This window comes from Streptomyces sp. NPDC058671, assembly GCF_042716475.1.
In the GTDB taxonomy this organism is placed as follows: domain Bacteria; phylum Actinomycetota; class Actinomycetes; order Streptomycetales; family Streptomycetaceae; genus Streptomyces.
Genome location: NZ_JBHXSA010000013.1, coordinates 44,436 through 63,786, shown reverse-complemented (window position 1 = coordinate 63,786; position 19,351 = coordinate 44,436). Strand labels below are relative to the sequence as shown.

Annotated in this window: 17 protein-coding genes; 1 reads left to right on the top strand and 16 read right to left on the bottom strand. The window is 70.5% G+C overall.

The genetic code is table 11. The annotated features are described in order from the left end of the window. Positions 1-79: 79 nt before the first annotated feature. The 4 genes from ACFWV2_RS18015 to ACFWV2_RS18000 all read right to left on the bottom strand — a co-directional run bounded on the left by ACFWV2_RS18015 (position 80) and on the right by ACFWV2_RS18000 (position 3,038). Positions 80-547, bottom strand: a complete 468-nt coding sequence (locus ACFWV2_RS18015) for a GNAT family N-acetyltransferase (RefSeq protein WP_384405999.1) — start codon at positions 545-547, stop codon at positions 80-82. Next, positions 544-1,485: an RluA family pseudouridine synthase gene (locus tag ACFWV2_RS18010; RefSeq protein WP_360783094.1), complete on the bottom strand. Its 942-nt coding sequence runs from the start codon at positions 1,483-1,485 to the stop codon at positions 544-546. Before ACFWV2_RS18010 ends, ACFWV2_RS18015 begins: the two co-directional genes overlap by 4 nt. A gap of 39 nt (positions 1,486-1,524) precedes the next feature. After that, positions 1,525-2,145, bottom strand: coding sequence for a signal peptidase II (gene lspA, locus ACFWV2_RS18005; RefSeq protein ID WP_384405998.1), 621 nt, complete (start codon positions 2,143-2,145; stop codon positions 1,525-1,527). 80 nt (positions 2,146-2,225) lie between these two features. Further along, complete coding sequence (locus ACFWV2_RS18000) at positions 2,226-3,038, bottom strand: TraR/DksA family transcriptional regulator (RefSeq protein WP_384405997.1); 813 nt, start codon at positions 3,036-3,038, stop codon at positions 2,226-2,228. 542 nt (positions 3,039-3,580) lie between these two features. On the opposite strand from ACFWV2_RS18000, the gene ileS reads away from it, so the two are divergent. After that, on the top strand, positions 3,581-6,718 hold the full coding sequence (gene ileS / locus ACFWV2_RS17995) for an isoleucine--tRNA ligase (protein ID WP_360783102.1): 3,138 nt from the start codon (positions 3,581-3,583) through the stop codon (positions 6,716-6,718). A gap of 169 nt (positions 6,719-6,887) precedes the next feature. Here ileS and ACFWV2_RS17990 read toward each other — a convergent pair whose 3' ends face one another. The 12 genes from ACFWV2_RS17990 to murF form a co-directional block, all read right to left on the bottom strand. Continuing rightward, entirely contained in the window at positions 6,888-7,982 is a 1,095-nt protein-coding gene (locus ACFWV2_RS17990; RefSeq protein ID WP_384405996.1) for a DivIVA domain-containing protein, read from the bottom strand. A 55-nt stretch (positions 7,983-8,037) separates the two neighbouring features. Beyond that, positions 8,038-8,328, bottom strand: coding sequence for a YggT family protein (locus ACFWV2_RS17985; protein ID WP_017238790.1), 291 nt, complete (start codon positions 8,326-8,328; stop codon positions 8,038-8,040). Positions 8,329-8,407: 79 nt separating this feature from the next. Next, positions 8,408-9,028, bottom strand: a complete 621-nt coding sequence (locus ACFWV2_RS17980; RefSeq protein ID WP_073806744.1) for a cell division protein SepF — start codon at positions 9,026-9,028, stop codon at positions 8,408-8,410. Positions 9,029-9,167: 139 nt separating this feature from the next. Next, entirely contained in the window at positions 9,168-9,887 is a 720-nt protein-coding gene (locus ACFWV2_RS17975; protein WP_384405995.1) for a YggS family pyridoxal phosphate-dependent enzyme, read from the bottom strand. A gap of 8 nt (positions 9,888-9,895) precedes the next feature. Beyond that, positions 9,896-10,624 (bottom strand): peptidoglycan editing factor PgeF, encoded by a 729-nt coding sequence (pgeF, locus tag ACFWV2_RS17970; protein WP_384405994.1) that lies wholly within the window; start codon positions 10,622-10,624, stop codon positions 9,896-9,898. Next, positions 10,621-11,835, bottom strand: coding sequence for a cell division protein FtsZ (gene ftsZ, locus ACFWV2_RS17965; protein WP_384405993.1), 1,215 nt, complete (start codon positions 11,833-11,835; stop codon positions 10,621-10,623). Before ftsZ ends, pgeF begins: the two co-directional genes overlap by 4 nt. A gap of 279 nt (positions 11,836-12,114) precedes the next feature. Further along, positions 12,115-12,918 carry a cell division protein FtsQ/DivIB gene (locus ACFWV2_RS17960; RefSeq protein WP_384405992.1) on the bottom strand — a complete coding sequence of 268 codons (804 nt, stop codon included), beginning with the start codon at positions 12,916-12,918 and terminating at the stop codon, positions 12,115-12,117. Between the two features lie 21 nt (positions 12,919-12,939). Beyond that, positions 12,940-14,034 carry an undecaprenyldiphospho-muramoylpentapeptide beta-N-acetylglucosaminyltransferase gene (gene murG, locus ACFWV2_RS17955; protein WP_384405991.1) on the bottom strand — a complete coding sequence of 365 codons (1,095 nt, stop codon included), beginning with the start codon at positions 14,032-14,034 and terminating at the stop codon, positions 12,940-12,942. A 6-nt stretch (positions 14,035-14,040) separates the two neighbouring features. Then, positions 14,041-15,381, bottom strand: a complete 1,341-nt coding sequence (ftsW, locus tag ACFWV2_RS17950) for a putative lipid II flippase FtsW (RefSeq protein WP_384405990.1) — start codon at positions 15,379-15,381, stop codon at positions 14,041-14,043. Positions 15,382-15,436: 55 nt separating this feature from the next. Then, entirely contained in the window at positions 15,437-16,876 is a 1,440-nt protein-coding gene (gene murD / locus ACFWV2_RS17945) for a UDP-N-acetylmuramoyl-L-alanine--D-glutamate ligase (RefSeq protein WP_384405989.1), read from the bottom strand. Beyond that, complete coding sequence (gene mraY, locus ACFWV2_RS17940) at positions 16,858-17,928, bottom strand: phospho-N-acetylmuramoyl-pentapeptide-transferase (RefSeq protein WP_360783127.1); 1,071 nt, start codon at positions 17,926-17,928, stop codon at positions 16,858-16,860. The genes murD and mraY overlap by 19 nt, the downstream gene beginning before the upstream one ends. After that, positions 17,925-19,349 carry a UDP-N-acetylmuramoyl-tripeptide--D-alanyl-D-alanine ligase gene (murF, locus tag ACFWV2_RS17935; protein ID WP_384405988.1) on the bottom strand — a complete coding sequence of 475 codons (1,425 nt, stop codon included), beginning with the start codon at positions 19,347-19,349 and terminating at the stop codon, positions 17,925-17,927. The genes mraY and murF overlap by 4 nt, the downstream gene beginning before the upstream one ends. Positions 19,350-19,351: the final 2 nt, after the last annotated feature.

The window sequence follows — 19,351 nt, the reverse complement described above, 5'->3', positions numbered from 1 at the left end:
CTGCCATGTATGCCCCTTTTAGCCGCCATTGCCCCCCGCCGGAGCATCGGCAGGAGGGGGCGGCCCGATACGGCTCCGCCTACAGGGCCTTGCGCATCGCCCGGTGCGGCATGCCGGCGTCCGGGAACTCGGGGCCGTACGCCTCGTAGCCGAGCCGCTCGTAGAAGCCGAGCGCGTGCGTCTGCGCGTGCAGGTCGACGGCGGTCAGGCCCCGCTCGCGCGCCACGTCCTCGACGGCCCCCACGAGCGCCGCGCCGACGCCGAGGCCGCGGGCCGCCTTGGCGACCGCCAGCCGGCCCAGCGAGCCGACCGAGGCGTCGCCACCGGTCTTCCCGAGCGCGTCCGCCCCGAACAGCAGACGTCCGGTGCCCAGCGGCGACCCGTCCTCGCGCCGCGCGAGCACATGCACCGCGGTGGCGTCGTACGCGTCGTACTCCAGCTCCCGCGGCACGCCCTGCTCCTCGACGAAGACCTCACGGCGCACCGAGAAGCAGGCCTCCCGGTCCTCGGCACCGAGCGCCTCGCGGACGGTGTACGCGGTGCTCACCGGCTCTCCGACGCGATCCGGTCGAGGGCCTTCTGCAGGTCCTCGGGATAGGTGCTGGCGAACTCGACCCACGAGCCGTCACCGGGGTGCTCGAAGCCCAGGCGGACGGCGTGCAGCCACTGCCGGGTCAGGCCGAGGCGCTTGCCCAGCGTCGGGTCGGCGCCGTAGGTGAGGTCGCCGACGCAGGGGTGGCGGTGGGCGGACATGTGCACCCGGATCTGGTGGGTGCGGCCCGTCTCCAGCTTGATGTCGAGCAGCGAGGCCGAGCGGTACGCCTCGATGAGGTCGTAGTGGGTGACCGAGGGCTTGCCCTCGGCGGTGACCGCCCACTTGTAGTCGTGGTTCGGGTGCCGGCCGATGGGCGCGTCGATGGTGCCGCTCATCGGGTCGGGGTGCCCCTGCACGAGCGCGTGGTAGCGCTTGTCGACCGTGCGCTCCTTGAACTGGCGCTTGAGCGAGGTGTACGCGTACTCCGACTTGGCGACCACCATCAGACCGGAGGTGCCGACGTCGAGGCGGTGCACGATGCCCTGGCGCTCGGCGGCGCCGGAGGTGGAGATGCGGTAGCCGGCGGCGGCGAGACCGCCGATGACCGTGGTGCCGGTCCAGCCGGGGCTGGGGTGCGCGGCCACACCGATCGGCTTCATGATCACGACGATGTCGTCGTCGTCATGGACGATCTCCATGCCCTCGACAGGCTCGGCGACGATCTGCACGGGCGCGGCGACGCCCGGCATCTCGACCTCGAGCCACGCGCCTCCGCTGACCCGCTCGGACTTGCCGACGACGGAGCCGTCGACCTGGACCTTCCCGGAGGCGGCCAGCTCGGCCGCCTTCGTACGGGAGAACCCGAACATTCGGGCGATGGCGGCGTCGACGCGCTCGCCCTCCAGGCCATCGGGAACGGGCAGTGTGCGGATCTCGGGACTCGTACTCACCCGTCGAGTATGCCTTGTGCGGGGAGCACTCCGTCCGGATCAGTCCTTGTGGACGGTCCCGTCCGGGTCCAGACCCCGGAACGAGAGGATCACGATGAGGATGCCGCCGCAGACGATCGCGGAGTCGGCGAGGTTGAAGACGGCGAAGTGCGCGGGGGCGATGAAGTCGACGACCGCGCCCTCGAACACGCCGGGCGAGCGGAAGATCCGGTCCGTGAGGTTGCCCAGCGCGCCACCGAGGAGCAGGCCGAGCGCGATCGCCCAGGGCAGGCTGTACAGCTTGCGCGCGAGCCGGATGATCACGACGATCACGGCGGCCGCGATGCAGGTGAAGATGACGGTGAAGGCCTCGCCCATGCCGAACGCGGCACCCGGGTTCCGGATGGCGTCGAAGCGCAGCACGTCGCCGATCACCCGGATCGGCTCGCGGCCCTCCAGCTTGGCGACCACCAGCATCTTGCTGCCGAGGTCGAGCAGGTAGGCCACGACCGCCACCACGAAGAGCGCGAGGATCCTGCGCCTGCCTCTGGGCCGCTCCTCGGGAGCGGCCGACCCGTCGGGCGTGGCCGATCCGTCGGCGGCCGCCGTCTCGTCGGAGGCGGCCGAATCGTCGGCTCCTGCTGAATCCGGCGTACCGATGATGCGCTCCGCCTCTGCCACGTGAGTGAGTCCCTCGACCTCGATGCCTGACCGTGCACCGAGGGTACGGCACAGGCGTGCGAGACCGGCAGCCGAGAGCGTCAGCCGCGCCGCTCCTGGCGCTGCTTGTCCTCGACGCAGAGCGTGGCCCGCGGGAAGGCCTGCATCCGGGCCTTGCCGATCGGCTTCCCGCACACCTCGCAGAGGCCGTACGTGCCGGCGTCGAGGCGCTCCAGGGCGTGCTCGGTCTGCTCCAGCATCTCCCGGGCGTTGGCGGCCAGGGCCAGCTCGTGCTCCCGGGTGATGTTCTTGGTGCCGGTGTCGGCCTGGTCGTCCCCGGCTCCGTCGCCGGAGTCCCGCATGAGGCCGGTGAGCTCCTCCTGGGAGTGCGCGAGCTCGCTGCGGAGTCTCACCACCTCCGTCTGGAGCACCGTGCGCGCCTCGGCGACCTCGTCGGGGGTCCAGGGGTCCTCGCCCGGCCGCACCGCGAGCTCGCCGGTACGGGCCGGCGGCACCGCGGTCTCGTCCCCGGCGGTCGTGACGCCACCCGCGATCTTCTTCGCTGCCACCGTACTGGCTCCTGTCTGCGTCGTGGCGGGCGCCTTCTTGGCGGCCGCCTTCTTCGCCACGGCCTTCTTGGCGGCCGTCTTCCTGGCGACCGTCTTCTTCCCGGCTGTCCTGGGGGCAGCCGTCTTCTTCCCGGCGGCCGTGTCGTGGACGTCCGTGTCGTGGACGTCCGTGTCCTCGGCGTCCGTCCTGCGGGCGGCCGTCTTCTTCACGGCGGGCTTCTTCCGCGCGACCGTCGGCGGCTCCGTGACCGTCGTCTTCTTGCCGGCCACGTCCTTGGCGCCCTCGGCCGCGCCGGTGGAACCGGCGGCCGAGGTCTTCTTCGCGGCGGTCTTCTTCGCCACCATGTCGCGGCCCCTTCACATTTTGTGATCTTGCTCGCGCATCGTGCTGGGACGATAAATCGGCCCAGGGCCCGCGGCAACGGGGCTCGCCGCCGTTCCCACCCGCCCCCGCGCTCCCCGGGGCGGGCCTTCCTCCGTTGTGCCCAGCTCCCCGCCGGGTTATCCGTCCCGGTCCTCCCCCACATGGCCGTACGTCAAGTCCCGCCTGACCCGTATGGCCATTCGGGTCACGGGAAAACCGGTCGGCCGCGGCGCACCCGGCCCCGTACACTGGGCCACAGCGAAAGGCTTGGATGGGGACGAGTAGCGTCGTACGCAGCCATGAGCGACCCGGGGACGGTGAGAGCCCGGGGGCGAGCCCGATGTGAAGCATCACCCCGGAGCCGTCGGAAGAAAGCCGCAGGACAGCGCGGTGACTAGACCCGACATCGCGACCCCAATGAGGGGGCTCAGGGCGTGCCGCCCCGGGCCAAGGAGGGTGGTACCGCGGGAGCAGTGCTCTCGTCCCTCCGGACGGAACGACGACAGTCCGCCGGAGGAACTCGATGACACCGCCGCAGTACCGCCAGGTGCCCGCCCAGGTCGACCTGCCCGCGATGGAGCACGCCGTGCTCGATCTCTGGCAGGAGAACAAGATCTTCGCCAAGACCCTCGAGCAGTCCGAAGGACGCCCCGAGTGGGTGTTCTACGAGGGACCTCCGACCGCCAACGGCATGCCCGGCGCGCACCACATCGAGGCCCGCGTCTTCAAGGACGTGTTCCCCCGCTTCCGGACCATGCGCGGCTACCACGTGGCCCGCAAGGCCGGCTGGGACTGCCACGGCCTGCCGGTCGAGCTCGCCGTCGAGAAGGAGCTCGGCTTCTCCGGCAAGAAGGACATCGAGGCGTACGGCATCGCCGAGTTCAACGACAAGTGCCGCGAGTCGGTGACCCGGCACACCGACGCGTTCGCCGAGCTGACGACCCGCATGGGTTACTGGGTCGACCTCGACGACGCGTACCGGACCATGGACCCCTCGTACATCGAGTCGGTGTGGTGGTCGCTGAAGCAGATCTTCGACAAGGACCTCCTCGTCCAGGACCACCGGGTCGCCCCCTGGTGCCCCCGCTGCGGCACCGGCCTCTCCGACCACGAGCTGGCCCAGGGCTACGAGACGGTCGTCGACCCCTCCGTCTACGTCCGCTTCCCCCTGACCTCCGGCCCGCTGGCCGGGAAGGCGGCGCTCCTCGTCTGGACGACGACCCCGTGGACCCTGGTGTCCAACACGGCGGTCGCCGCCCACCCCGAGGTCACCTACGTCGTCGCCACCGACGGCGACGAGCGGGTCGTCGTCGCGCAGCCGCTGCTCGAGAAGGCGCTCGGCGAGGGCTGGGTCACCACGGGCGAGTCCTTCACCGGCGCGGAGATGGAGCGCTGGACCTACCAGCGCCCCTTCGAGCTGGTCCCCTTCGACGCCCCGGCGCACTACGTCGTCAACGCCGAGTACGTCACGACCGAGGACGGTACGGGGCTGGTCCACCAGTCCCCCGCCTTCGGTGAGGACGACCTGAAGGTCTGCAAGGCGTACGGCCTGCCGGTCGTGAACCCGGTCCGCCCCGACGGCACCTTCGAGGAGGACGTGCCGCTGGTCGGCGGCGTCTTCTTCAAGAAGGCCGACGAGGCGCTCACCGCCGACCTGGACGCGCGCGGGCTGCTCTTCCGGCACATCGCGTACGAGCACAGCTACCCGCACTGCTGGCGCTGCCACACGGCCCTCCTGTACTACGCGCAGCCGTCCTGGTACATCCGGACGACCGCGGTCAAGGACCGCCTGCTCGCCGAGAACGAGAAGACGAACTGGTTCCCCGACTCGGTCAAGCACGGCCGCTTCGGCGACTGGCTCACCAACAACGTCGACTGGGCGCTCTCCCGCAACCGCTACTGGGGCACCCCGCTGCCGATCTGGCGCTGCGAGGACGGCCACCTGACGTGCGTGGGCTCGCGCGCCGAACTGACCGAACTGACCGGCACCGACCAGTCGGAGCTCGACCCGCACCGCCCCTACATCGACGCGGTCACCTTCCCGTGCCCGAGCTGCTCGAAGACGGCCACGCGCGTGCCGGAGGTCATCGACGCCTGGTACGACTCGGGCTCCATGCCGTTCGCGCAGTACGGCTACCCGTACGAGAACAAGGAACTGTTCGAGTCCAGGTACCCGGCGCAGTTCATCTCCGAGGCGATCGACCAGACCCGCGGGTGGTTCTACACCCTCATGGCGGTCGGCACCCTCGTCTTCGACAAGTCCTCGTACGAGAACGTGGTCTGCCTCGGCCACATCCTCGCCGAGGACGGCCGCAAGATGTCCAAGCACCTGGGGAACATCCTCCAGCCCATCCCGCTGATGGACCAGCACGGCGCCGACGCCGTCCGCTGGTTCATGGCGGCCGGCGGCTCGCCGTGGGCGGCGCGCCGGGTCGGCCACGGCACCATCCAGGAGGTCGTCCGCAAGACCCTCCTGACGTACTGGAACACCGTCGCCTTCCAGGCCCTGTACGCGCGGACCGCGGGTTGGGCCCCGAGCGCCGCGGACCCGGCCCCGGCCGACCGCCCGGTCCTCGACCGCTGGCTGCTGTCGGAGCTCCACACCCTGGTGGCCGACGTCACCGAGGCGATGGAGTCGTACGACACCCAGCGCACCGGCAAGCTGATCTCGTCCTTCGTCGACGACCTGTCCAACTGGTACGTGCGCCGCTCCCGCCGCCGCTTCTGGCAGGGCGACAAGGCGGCCCTGCGCACCCTCCACGACGTCGTCGAGACGGTCACCCGCCTGATGGCCCCGCTGACCCCGTTCATCACCGAGCGGGTCTGGCAGGACCTGGTGGTGCCCGTGACGCCCGAGGCCCCGGAGTCCGTGCACCTGGCCACCTGGCCCGAGGCGGACACGGCCCGGATCGACAAGACGCTCTCGGAGCAGATGCTCCTGGTCCGGCGCCTGGTCGAGCTGGGCCGGGCGACGCGGGCCGAGTCGGGCGTGAAGACCCGCCAGCCCCTCTCCCGGGCCCTGGTCGCGGCGACGGGCTTCACCGCCCTCTCCCCCGACCTCCAGGCCCAGATCACCGAGGAGCTGAACGTCAGCTCCCTGGCGTCCCTTTCGGAGGTGGGCGGCTCGCTCGTCGACACGACGGCGAAGGCGAACTTCCGCTCCCTCGGCAAGCGGTTCGGCAAGGGCGTCCAGGACGTCGCCAAGGCGGTCGCGGCGGCCGACGCGGCGGCGCTCTCCCTGGCCCTGCGCTCCGGCGAGGCGACCCTGGAGGTGAACGGCGAGACGATCACCGTCACCCCCGAGGAGGTCATCATCACGGAGACCCCGCGGGAAGGCTGGTCGGTCGCCTCCGACGCGGGCGCGACGGTCGCGCTGGACCTGGAGATCACCCCGGAGCTGCGCCGCGCCGGCCTCGCCCGTGACGCGATCCGCCTGATCCAGGAGGCCCGCAAGAACAGCGGCCTGGACGTGTCCGACCGGATCGCCCTGCGCTGGCAGGCCGACTCCCCGGAGACGACGGAGGCCCTGACGGCTCACGCGGAGCTGATCGCGGACGAGGTCCTGGCGACGGATCACGCGGAGGGCGAGGCGGACACCACGTACGGCGCCCCCTTCACGGACGACGTCCTGGGCCTGACGTTCCGCCTCCGCAAGGCGTAGGCACCACACGAAGGGCCCGGCACCCCTGGGGGCGCCGGGCCCTTCGCCGTATCCCCGTGGGGAGCACGCGGGGACGGAGCCCGGCGCACGGCAAAGGGCCGGTCCCCCGGAGGGAACCGGCCCTTCTAGCCTGCCGACGGCTACGCGCTCATCGCGCGACCACCCGCCGTCAGTTGTCGTCCTCGTCGATCAGGAAGCCCCGCATCGGCGCCGGCGCCTGCTGCATCGGCTGCGGTGCCTGCGGCCGGACCGGAGCCATCGGCTGGGTCATGGCCGGGGACATCTGCTGCTGACCGCCGTAGGAGGGGGCGCCACCCATGGACGGCGCACCACCCATCGAGCCGTTGCCGTAGGACGGGGCACCCGCGCCGGCCGAGGCCATCGACGGGGCCGGCGGCAGCGAGGCCGCGGCCGGGGTCCGCGGCGGAGCCAGCGAGTCGTCGGCCTGGGTCTCCAGCTGACGCAGCTGCGACTCCAGGTACGACTTCAGCCGCGTGCGGTACTCGCGCTCGAAGCCGCGCAGGTCCTCGACCTTGCGCTCGAGCGTGGCGCGGGCGGACTCCAGGGAGCCCATCGCGACGCGGTGCTTCTCCTGCGCGTCCCGCTCCAGCGCGTCCGCCTTGGCGCGGGCGTCCCGCTCCAGGCCCTCGGCGCGCGAACGCGCCTCGCCGACGATCTTGTTGGCCTCGGAGCGGGCCTCGGCGATCGCCTGGTCGGCGGTCTGCTGGGCCAGCGAGAGGACACGTGCGGCACTGTCGCCGCCGGGACCCTGGGCAGGCTGCTGCTGCTGCATCTGCGGGGGCATCTGCTGCTGCATCTGCTGCTGCTGCATCTGCTGCTGCATCTGCTGCTGCTGCGGGTGACCCATGGGGCCGCCCTGCATCGGGCCGGGACCCATCGGGCCGCCCTGCATGGGGCCCGCGGGAAGCTGCGGGGCACCGGACGGCAGCTGCGGCGGGCCCATCTGCGGCGGCTGCTGCTGGACCGGCGGTCCGGATATGGCGGCGGGCACGGGCGCACCGGGACCGACGGGACGATCCTGCTGCTCCGGGGGCTTGCGCATCCCCTGCTGCTGCTGGTTCTGCGCGGCGGCACGCGTCGCGGCGGCCAGCTTGGCGCGCAGGTCCTCGTTCTCGCGGAGCAGGCGGTTCAGCTCGGCCTCGACCTCGTCGAGGAAGGCATCGACCTCGTCCTCGTCATAGCCTTCTCGGAGGCGGACGGTCGTGAACTGCTTGTTCCGCACGTCCTCGGGGGTCAGCGGCATCTCTTCTTCACCTCTACGTAGTCGTCGGCAGTCGGCAAGACCGTATCGTCCACATTCACCTCGCGAAGCTGCTCACGATGGAGATCAGGATGTAGACAATGATCATCAGAACGAAGAAGGACAGGTCGAGTGCCACGCCCCCGAGACGCAGCGGCGGGATGAGTCGCCGCAGAAGCTTGAGCGGTGGATCGGTGACAGTGTAGGTGGCCTCAAGGACGACCACCATCGCCTTACCGGGTTGCCATGAACGGGCGAACTGGAAGACGTAGTCCATGACGAGTCGGACGATCAGGAGGACGAGGAAGCACATCAGAACGATGTAGACCACCTGTAGTGCGACGCCCATCCCGCGTTTCCCTCTCCCCTGTGTCCATGCTCTTGCTCGTCCGGCCGCTTCGCGGTCGGTCCGTCCGGTTCTCGTGTTCTCAGCTCTGGTTGAAGAATCCGCCCTCTGCGATCCGGGCCTTGTCCTCCGCCGTGACATCGACGTTAGCAGGCGACAACAGGAACACCTTCTGCGTCACGCGCTCAATGCTGCCATGGAGCCCGAAGACGAGTCCGGCGGCAAAGTCGACAAGTCGCTTCGCGTCCGTGTCGTCCATCTCCGTGAGGTTCATGATCACCGGGGTGCCCTCACGGAAGTGTTCCCCGATGGTACGGGCCTCGTTGTAGGTCCGCGGGTGCAATGTGGTGATGCGGTAGGGCTCCCGCTCGGACACGACCTTGGGCATGATCACCGGTGCGTTCTTCTCCATGCTCGGACGTTCGGGTGTGATGGATGCCACGGGGGCAATTCGGGCCGGACGTCCACTTTCGGCGAGTACCGGGACGGAATGGGCGAGCGGTTCCCGGGGAGCCGGGGGCTGCACCACTCGCACCGGTTCCTCACGCTCGACCTGCCGCGGAGGGGTGTGGCGCCGTTCACGCTCGGGTTCCGGCTCCAGCTCGGGTTCGAAGTCGTCGTCGGGGTCGAAGCCCCGGCCGTCGTACCCATCGTCCTCCACGAGGCCGAGGTAGACCGCCATCTTGCGCATCGCGCCGGCCATTCTCTGAGTCCTCCGCTCTGTGGTGGATCGCCCTACTGGCCAATGTCGCAGCGTCACCAAGTGCCCGCGATCCACGGGCCATTCCGCCGTTCTGCGAAATGACCATATTTTCTGCTGTGGTCCGACCTGCTTCGCGACGTTACCCGAGCTTCGGGCGGACGCCGAGTACCGCCGTACCGACGCGTACATGTGTCGCCCCGGCCGCGACGGCCTGCTCGAGGTCCGCGCTCATCCCTGCCGACACCATGTTCGCAGCCGGACGGGTCACGCGCAGGGCAGTCGACAAATCCATCAGCCGGTCGAACGCCGCGCGTTGCCTTCCGGCGTACGGGCCGGCCAGCGGGGCGACCGTCATCAGTCCGCCGAGCCGAAGGCCGGGGGCCGCCTCCACCGCGGCCGCCAACTCCTCGATCCCGTCCGGAGCGACACCGCCCCGGTCACCGCGCTCACCGGACCCGGCGTCGAGCGCGACCTGGAGGAGACAGCCGAGCTCGCGACCCTCCCTCTCCGCGGCCGCGGAGAGGGACGAAACGAGCTTCAAGCGATCGACGGACTGCACCACATCGGCATAACCCACCACGGATCTGACCTTGTTGGTCTGCAACTGACCCACGAAGTGCCAGGTCAGATCAAGGTCGGCACAGGCGGCCGCCTTGGGGGCGGCGTCCTGGTCCCGGTTCTCGGCCACGTTCCGCACGCCGAGACCGTGGAGGATTCTCACGTCGCTCGCGGGGTAGGTCTTGGTGACCACGATGAGCGTCACCTCTTCCCGCGCGCGCCCGGCCGCGGCGCAGGCCGCGCCGATGCGCTCCTCCACCCGGGCCAGGTTCTCGGCCAGTTCCGACGTGCGGTCCGTCATGTCTCTTCTCAGTCCAACCAGACATATCCCGCGAGTCGCCCCGTGGTGCGATCGCGGCGGTACGAGTAGTGGTCACCGGATTCCCGGGTGCAGACCGTACTGGCCTGCCGGTCCCCGACGCCGAGCCGTTCGAGCTGGGCGTGCACGCCGGCGACGACGTCGACGGCCGGGGTGCCCCAGCTCGTCTCGGCCCAGGCGGCGGGTTCGGTCTCGGCGACCTCGGCCCGCATGGCCTCCGGAACCTCGTAGCAGCGCCCGCAGACGGCGGGGCCGGTGCGGGCGACGATACGGGCGGGCTCGGCGCCCAGTTCGATCATGGCCGCGACCGCGGCCGGGACGATCCCCGCCACCATGCCGGGACGCCCCGCGTGGGCGGCGGCGACGACTTCGGCGACCGGGTCCGCGAGGAGGACCGGGACGCAGTCCGCGGTGAGGACGGCGAGGCCGAGCCCCGGCCGGGTGGTGACAAGCGCGTCCACGGCCGGGATCTCGGCGGTGGTCCACGGTCCGTCGACCTCGGCGACGTCCGCGCCGTGCACCTGGTTCATCCAGACCACCCGCGCGGGGTCGAGCCCGAGGGCGCCGGCCGCGCGCGCCCGGTTGGTGGTCACGGCCCCGGGGTCGTCCCCCACCGCGCCGCCCAGGTTGAGCTCCGCATACGGAACGGCGCTCACCCCGCCCCACCTGTCGGTGAAGGCGAAGTGCGCGCCGTTCGCGTCGAAGCGCTGTCCTATCACTTCAGGAAGTCCGGGACGTCCAGCTCTTCGGCCTGGCTGTCCCCGTACGGGCGGGCCGGCGGGACGACCGGCGGGGCCGGCGACAGCGGGATCTCGTTGACCGCAGGGGCGGGCTCGGCCGGAGCCGGGGCCGGCTCCTCGCGCGGGGCGACCGTGCCGAGGCCGCCGAGCGGGCGGGAGGTCTCGGTGTGGCGGGGTGCCGGGGCCGGCTCCTCGCGCTTGGCCGAGACCGAGCCGATGATGTTGTCCCGGCGGGCCGGCGGCTGTCCGCCGTCGAAGCCGGCCGCGATGACGGTGACCCGGACCTCGTCGCCCAGGGCGTCGTCGATGACGGCGCCGAAGATGATGTTGGCCTCGGGGTGGGCCGCCTCGCTGACCAGCTGCGCGGCCTCGTTGATCTCGAAGAGACCGAGGTCGCTGCCGCCGGAGATGGAGAGCAGCACGCCACGGGCGCCGTCGATGGAGGCCTCCAGGAGCGGCGAGGAGATCGCCATCTCCGCGGCGGCCACCGCGCGGTCGTCGCCGCGTGCGGATCCGATGCCCATGAGGGCCGAACCGGCCTCGGACATGACCGACTTGACGTCGGCGAAGTCGAGGTTGATCAGACCCGGGGTGGTGATGAGATCGGTGATGCCCTGGACACCGCTCAGCAGCACCTGGTCGGCCGACTTGAAGGCGTCGAGCACGGAGACCTGACGGTCCGAGATCGACAGGAGCCGGTCGTTGGGGATGACGATGAGGGTGTCGACCTCTTCGCGGAGCTCGGCGATGCCGTCCTCCGCCTGGTTGGCGCGACGGCGGCCCTCGAAGGTGAACGGCCGGGTGACCACACCGATCGTCAGGGCGCCGAGCGAGCGCGCGATGTTGGCGACGACGGGGGCGCCGCCGGTGCCGGTCCCGCCGCCTTCGCCTGCGGTGACGAAGACCATGTCGGCCCCCTTGAGGACCTCCTCGATCTCCTCACGGTGGTCCTCTGCCGCCTTGCGACCGACGGCCGGGTTCGCCCCGGCCCCGAGGCCGCGGGTGAGTTCACGGCCGACGTCGAGCTTGACGTCGGCGTCGCTCATCAACAGCGCTTGCGCGTCGGTGTTGATCGCGATGAACTCGACGCCCTTGAGACCGACCTCGATCATTCGGTTGATGGCATTGACACCACCGCCGCCGACACCGATGACCTTGATGACTGCGAGGTAGTTCTGCGGTGCTGCCACGTCGAAGGCCTCTCGCCTCGAGTTACGTGTCGTCGCGTGCGCGGTTGGTCGCGCCGCTCCGACGGATGCCGATTGGGACGGTCCGAAACGCCGACCCAAACCCTAACCTTGAAGTTTAGGGTTACCAGTGTCTCTGTTCGCTGGACTCTTCCGAACGAGACACTAAGTCGACAAGCGGCGCACGTTCAACGAACACGCCGAACCTCCCGTTTTTCTTTTCACCCTATGTGATCACCCGTAGCGCTGGCCAACCAGGGTGCTGGCCAGGGGTAATACCCGTCAACTCCCGGACGATGCGGGCGCGGTGGGGGCACTTACATCGAAGTGCCCCGCTTTGGGAGTGGCCTTCAGCAGCGCGGTGAGAACCCGGGCCTTGACCGGGCCGTGCTCGCCGCTGCCCCAGAAGACGGTGCGTCCGCCCGTCAGCTCCAGAGTGACGGAGTCGTACGAGGTGACGCGTACGACACGAGTGTCCCGGGCGATTTCCGCCGGGAGTTCACCCCGGACGCGGACGGCCTCCCGGAGCAGCCGGTCCGCGGGGAAGCGGCGCAGGCTCGGGGAGGAGGCACTGTCGAGGACGAGCCGGGGGACGCCTCGGGGGGCGGTGTCGACGGTGGCGAACCTGGCACCGGTCGCATCCACTTCGATGAACTTTCCGCCCTTTTCGATGAGGAGAACAGGCTTCCGTTCCGTCACGTTCAGCCCGATTCCGTGCGGCCAGGACCGCACGACGGTCACCGTCTCGATGCGGGTCAGCCGCTGCCGGAGCCGGACCTCGATGGCGTCGGTGTCGACCGAGACGAGCGGGGCGCCCACCGGGACGGCAGCGACCGCCTCGATCTCACGCGCCGTCAGGACCCCGGCGCCGGAAGTCTTCACATGTTCCACACGGAACCACGTCGATCCGTAGAGCGCCCAGACCCCGCCGGCCACGAGGACGAGGCACCCGAACGCGATCAGGAGCGCCCGGGTGCCGGGCACCCGGAACTTGCTGTTCCGGGTGCCCGCACGGGACGGACCCCGCGACGACCCCTTCGACGTGCTCGCACCGCTCTTCTCGGCGGTCGTCGGTCCGGCTGCCACGCTTCCCGCCTCTCGCCGCCGCTACGCCTGTCGGCGGGCGGCGATCGCCTCGTAGACCATGCCGACGAGCAGGTCGTCGGCGTCCCTGCGGCCGAACTCGGCGGCGGCACGGGACATCTCGTACAACCGGTGCGGATCGGCCAGTACGGGCAGGACGTTGGCCTGCACCCAGTGCGGCGTCAGCTCCGCGTCGTCGACGAGGAGTCCACCGCCGGCCTTGACCACCGGCTGCGCGTTGAGTCGCTGTTCGCCGTTGCCGATGGGCAGCGGGACATACGCGGCCGGCAGCCCGACGGCGGAGAGCTCGGCGACGGTCATCGCGCCCGCGCGGCAGAGCATCATGTCGGCCGCGGCGTACGCGAGGTCCATCCGGTCCACGTACGGTACCGGTACGTAGGGCGGCATTCCGGGCATGTTGTCGACGCGTGGCATCTCGTTCTTGGGGCCGACCGCGTGCAGGATCTGGATGCCCGAGCGCTGGAGCACCGGGGCGATCTGCTGGACGACCTCGTTGAGCCGCCGGGCACCCTGCGAGCCGCCGGACACGAGCAGTGTCGGCAGGTTCGGGTCGAGGCCGAAGGCCGCGCGCGCCTCGGGACGCACCCGCGCCCGGTCGAGGGTCGCGATGGTGTGCCGCAGCGGGATGCCGATGTAGCGGGCGTTGCGGAGCTTGCTGTCGGGGGTGGCGACGGCGACCCCGGCCGCGTACCGCGAACCGATCTTGTTGGCGAGACCGGGCCTGGCGTTGGCCTCGTGGACCACGATGGGCACCCCGAGCCGCTTGGCCGCGAGATAGCCGGGCAGCGCCACGTAGCCGCCGAAGCCGACCACGCAGTCCGCCTTGGTGCGCTCCAGGACCTGCTCGGCCGCCTTGATCGTGCCGCGCAGCCGTCCGGGGACGGTGATCAGCTCGGGGGTGGGCTTGCGGGGCAGCGGTACGGCGGGGATGAGGGCCAACTCGTAGCCCCGCTCGGGCACGAGCCGGGTCTCCAGACCCTTCTCCGTGCCGAGCGCCGTGATTCCCACGCTGGGGTCCTGCCTTCGCAGGGCGTCCGCGAGGGCCAGCGCGGGCTCGATGTGGCCGGCGGTCCCCCCGCCGGCGAGTACGACATGCACCGAAATTCACCGCTCTCCGGACGGGCGCTTCTTGACGCGCCGTCGCATCGACTTCCATCTCACCCCGGCCCGCTTACCCCAGCCGGGGCGGCGCATGGCCAGGGCCGCTTTCGCGGCGGGTTCCTGTCGCGCGAAGGCGATGAGGAGCCCGACGGCGAACATGGTCGGCAGCAGGGCCGACCCACCGTAGGAGAACAACGGGAGCGGGACCCCGGCGATCGGCAGCAGGCCGAGCACCGCACCCATGTTGATCACGGCCTGAGCCGTGATCCAGGTGGTCACACCTCCCGCGGCGAACCTCACGAAGGGGTCCTCCGTGCCTCCGGCCACGCGGATACCCGCATAGCCTAGAGCCGCGAACAGGGCGAGTACCGACAGCGTCCCCGCGAGACCCAGTTCCTCACCGGTGACCGCGAAGATGAAGTCGGTGTGCGCTTCCGGCAGTTGGCCCCATTTCTCGATGCTCGCACCGAGTCCGGAACCGAACCAGCCACCCGAGGCCAGAGCGTAGATTCCGTGCGCGGCCTGGAGGCAGGGGGCCCCCTCCCCGCCGGGGTCGGAGGCGCCGATGCAGTCGAAGCGCTTCATCCGGTTCGCGCTCGTCTTGATGAGCAGCACCCCGATCACGCCGGCCACCGTGAGCACGCCGACGAAGAGCCGGGTGGGCGCACCGGCGGTCCACAGCAGGCCGAACAGGATCGCCGTGAGAATGATCGCGGTGCCCATGTCGCCGCCGAGCATGATGAGCCCGAGGAGCATGAAGGCGCCGGGGACCAGCGGCACCAGCATGTGCTTCCACTGGGTGAGCAGCTTCATGTCCTGCTTGCGGGCGAGCAGGTCGGCGCCCCAGAGGATCAGCGCCAGCTTGCCGAACTCGCTCGGCTGGAGCATGAAGGGGCCGCCCAGCGAGATCCAGTTCTGGTTGCCGCCGACGGAGTGCCCTATCCCGGGGATCTGGACGAGCACCATCAGGAAGACCGCGCCGACCAGGATCGGATAGGCGAGGGCCCGGTGCAGCTTCACCGGCATCCGGGAGGCGACGAGCAGCAGCCCGGTGCCGAGCAGCGCGGCGAAGAACTGCTTGCGGAAGAAGTAGGACGGCACCAGTTCGTAGCGGAGTGCCGTGATCATCGAGGCGGAGTAGACCATCACCAGGCCGAGCATGGTGATGAGCAGCGCCGCGCCGATGATCACGTAGTACGCCGTGAGCGGCCGGTCCCAGGCCTTCAGCACCCGCTCCCGAAGGCCTCGTACGCCTCCCCCGCGCACCCGTCGCGGGGGCGCGGGTGCCCGCCCTCCGCCGCGTACGGCGGAAGGCCGGCGTGTCCCTGCGATCTTGCTCGGCATGGTCGCTGCCCCCTTTGGTCGAGCCCGGTCCTGCCGGACCTTCCCACTGGTCAGGTCAGGCGTCCCCGGTGGCGGCGAGGGCGCGGACCGCGTCCGCGAAGGCCTCGCCGCGCTTGTTGTAGTTGGTGTACATGTCCATCGAGGCGCAGGCCGGGGCGAGGAGCACCGTGTCTCCCGGGCGGGCCAGCCGGGCCGCCTCGCGGACCGCCTCGGACATCGCCCCAGTGTCGGTCCGGTCGAGGTCCACCACCGGGACCTCCGGGGCGTGTCGCGCCAGGGCTTCGCGGACGAGGGCGCGGTCGGCGCCGATCAGGACGGCGCCGCGCAAGCGCTTCGCCGACTTCTGGACGAGCTCGTCGAAGGTCGCGCCCTTGGCGAGTCCGCCGGCGATCCAGACGATCGGGTCGTAGGCCGCCAACGAGGCTTCCGCCGCGTGGGTGTTGGTGGCCTTGGAGTCGTCGACGTACGTGACTCCCTGGACCTCCTCGACCAGTTCGATGCGGTGGGGGTCGGGCCGGAAGGCCTTCAGCCCGTCCCGTACGGCCTTCGCGTCGACGCCGAAGGCGCGGGCGAGGGCGGCGGCCGCGAGCGCGTTGGCGATGTTGTGCGGGGCCGGCGGCTGCACGTCGGCGACCTCGGCCAGTTCCTGGGCGTTCTTCTGCCGGTTCTCGACGAAGGCCCGGTCGACGAGGATGCCCTCGACGACGCCCAGTTCGGACGGGCCGGGCGTGCCGAGGGTGAAGCCGATGGCCCGGCAGCCCTCCTCGACGTCGGCCTCGCGGACCAGGTCCTCGGTCGCCTTGTCCGCGACGTTGTAGACGCAGGCGACCTGGTTGCCCTCGTAGATCCGGCCCTTGTCGGCGGCGTACGCCTCCATGGAGCCGTGCCAGTCGAGGTGGTCGGGCGCCAGGTTGAGCACGGCGGCCGAGTGGACGCGGACGGACGGCGCCCAGTGGAGCTGGTAGCTGGAGAGTTCGACGGCGAGCACGTCGTACGGCTCCTCACCGAGGACGGCGTCGAGGAGCGAGACCCCGATGTTGCCGACGGCGGCGGTCCGCAGTCCGGCCGCCTCCAGGATCGAGGCGAGCATCCGCACGGTCGTGGTCTTGCCGTTGGTGCCGGTGACCGCCAGCCAGGGGGCCGCGTCGGCGCCCCTGAGCCGCCAGGCGAGTTCGACGTCGCCCCAGACCTCCACGCCCGCCTCGGCGGCGGCCGTGAACAGCGGCTTGTCGGGACGCCAGCCGGGGGTGGTGACGATCAGCTCGGTGCCGGCCGGCAGGGTCGCCCCGTCGCCGAGGCGGACGGTGATGCCCTCCGCCTCCAGCTCGGCGGCCTGCGCCCGGGAGCGCTCGTCGTCGCCGTCGTTGACGACGGTCACCCGCGCGCCGAGCCCGCGCAGGACACGGGCGGCCGGGATGCCGGACACCCCGAGCCCCGCGACGGTGACGTTCCTGCCGTTCCAGTCGAGCTGTTCTGTCACTTCGACGATGCCCATCCCGCGTAGAAGAGGCCCAGGCCCACGATCACGCACATGCCCTGGATGATCCAGAACCGGACGACCACAAGGACCTCGGACCACCCCTTGAGTTCGAAGTGGTGCTGGAGGGGTGCCATCCGGAAGACGCGCTTGCCGGTCATCTTGAACGAGCCGACCTGGATGACCACGGACATCGTGATCAGCACGAACAGGCCGCCGAGCAGGGCGATCAGCAGCTCCGTGCGGGAGCAGATGGCGAGACCGGCGAGGGCGCCGCCGAGGGCGAGCGAGCCGGTGTCACCCATGAAGATCTTGGCGGGTGAGGTGTTCCACCAGAGGAAGCCGAAGCAGGAGCCCATCAGCGCGGAGGCGACCACCGCGAGGTCGAGCGGATCGCGCACCTCGAAGCAGGCGTTGGGGTTGGTCAGGGTGAGGGCGTTCGCACAGGACTCCTGGAACTGCCAGAGCCCGATGAAGGTGTACGCGCCGAAGACCATCACCGAGGCGCCGGTGGCCAGACCGTCCAGACCGTCCGTCAGGTTCACGCCGTTGGACATGGCCAGGATCATGAAGAGCGCCCAGACCACGAAGAGCACCGGGCCGATGGACCAGCCGAAGTCCGTGATGAAGGAGAGCTTCATGGAGGCCGGGGCGAGACCGCGCGAGTCGGAGAACTGGAGCGCGAGCACCGCGAAGGCGATGCCCACGATCAGCTGTCCGGCCATCTTCGCCTTGGCCCGCAGGCCGAGCGACCGCTGCTTGACGATCTTGATGTAGTCGTCGAGGAAGCCGACCAGACCCATGCCGGCCATCAGGAAGAGGACCAGGATCCCGGAGTACGAGACGGGCTCGCCGGTGATGACCTTGGCCAGGGCGTACGCGATGAGCGTGGCCAGGATGAAGGAGATGCCGCCCATGGTGGGCGTGCCCTTCTTCCCGGCGTGGCCGCGCGGGCCGTCGTCCCGGATGAACTGCCCGTACCCCTTGCGCGCGAGGAGCTTGATGAGCAGCGGGGTGCCGATCAGGGTCAGGAAGAGCCCTATGGCCCCCGCGAAGAGGATCTGCCTCATCGGCCGGTGACCTCACCCTCGGTGTCGAGGAGAGCCAGGGCGACCTGTTCCAGACCGACCGACCTGGAAGCCTTCACAAGGACGACGTCCCCCGGGCGCAGCTCACTGCGCAACAGGTCGACAGCCGCCTGCGCGTCGGACACGTGCACCGACTCCTCACCCCACGAACCCTCGTTATATGCGCCCAGTTGCAGCCAGGACGCTTCCCTGTCCCCGACCGCGACGAGCTTGCTGACGTTGAGCCGGACGGCGAGCCGTCCGACCGCGTCGTGCTCGACGAGCGATGCGTCACCGAGCTCGGCCATCTTGCCGAGCACCGCCCACGTACGAGCCCCTCGGGCCTGTGCGGCCCTGCCCATGGACGCGAGCGCGCGCAGGGCGGCTCGCATGGACTCGGGGTTCGCGTTGTAGGCGTCGTTGACGATCGTCACGCCGTCCGGACGCTCGGTGACCTCCATGCGCCAGCGCGACAGGGTGCCGGCCTCGGAGAGCGCGGTGGCGATCTCCTCGACAGGCATGCCCAACTCGTGCGCGACGGCGGCCGCTGCGAGCGCGTTCGACACGTGGTGCTCACCGTACAGGCGCAAGGTCACGTCACTGCACCCGGTGGGTGTGTGAAGCAGGAAAGAGGGCTGCCCGGTCGCTGTGAGGCGGACGTTCTCGGCCCGTACGGCCGCTTCGTCCGCTTCGCCGAACAGGATCACGCGGGCCTTGGTGCGGCTCGCCATCGCGCGGACGAGCGGGTCGTCGGCGTTGAGGACCGCCACCCCGCCCTCCTCGGCCGACGGCAGCGCCTCGACGAGTTCGCCCTTGGCCTGGGCGATCTGCTCCCGGCCGCCGAACTCGCCGATGTGGGCGGTGCCCACGTTGAGGACGAGTCCGATCCGCGGCGGGGTGAGGCCGGTGAGGTAGCGGATGTGCCCGATGCCACGGGCACCCATCTCCAGGACCAGGTGCCGGGTCTCGTCGGTCGCCTTCAGCGCGGTCAGCGGCAGGCCGATCTCGTTGTTGAGCGAACCGGGCGTCCACACCGTGGGCGCGTGCCGTTCGAGGACCTGCGCGATCAGGTCCTTGGTGGACGTCTTGCCCGCCGAGCCGGTGAGGGCGACGACATCGGTGCCGAGCCGTTCGACGACCGCCCGGGCGAGGGCCCCGAGCGCGGTCTGGACATCGTCCACGACGAGGGCGGGGACACCGACGGGGCGGGCGGCCAGGACGGCCGTCGCACCCGCGGCGACGGCCCGCTCCGCGTAGTCGTGGCCGTCGACGTTCTCACCGGCGAAGGCCACGAAGAGGCTGCCGGCCCGCACCTCGCGGGAGTCGATGACGACGGGCCCGGTGATCCGGGCGGCCGGATCCGGTATGTCGTGCGCCTGCCCGCCGACGATTTCGGCGATCTCGGCGAGGGAGAGGGCGATCACTG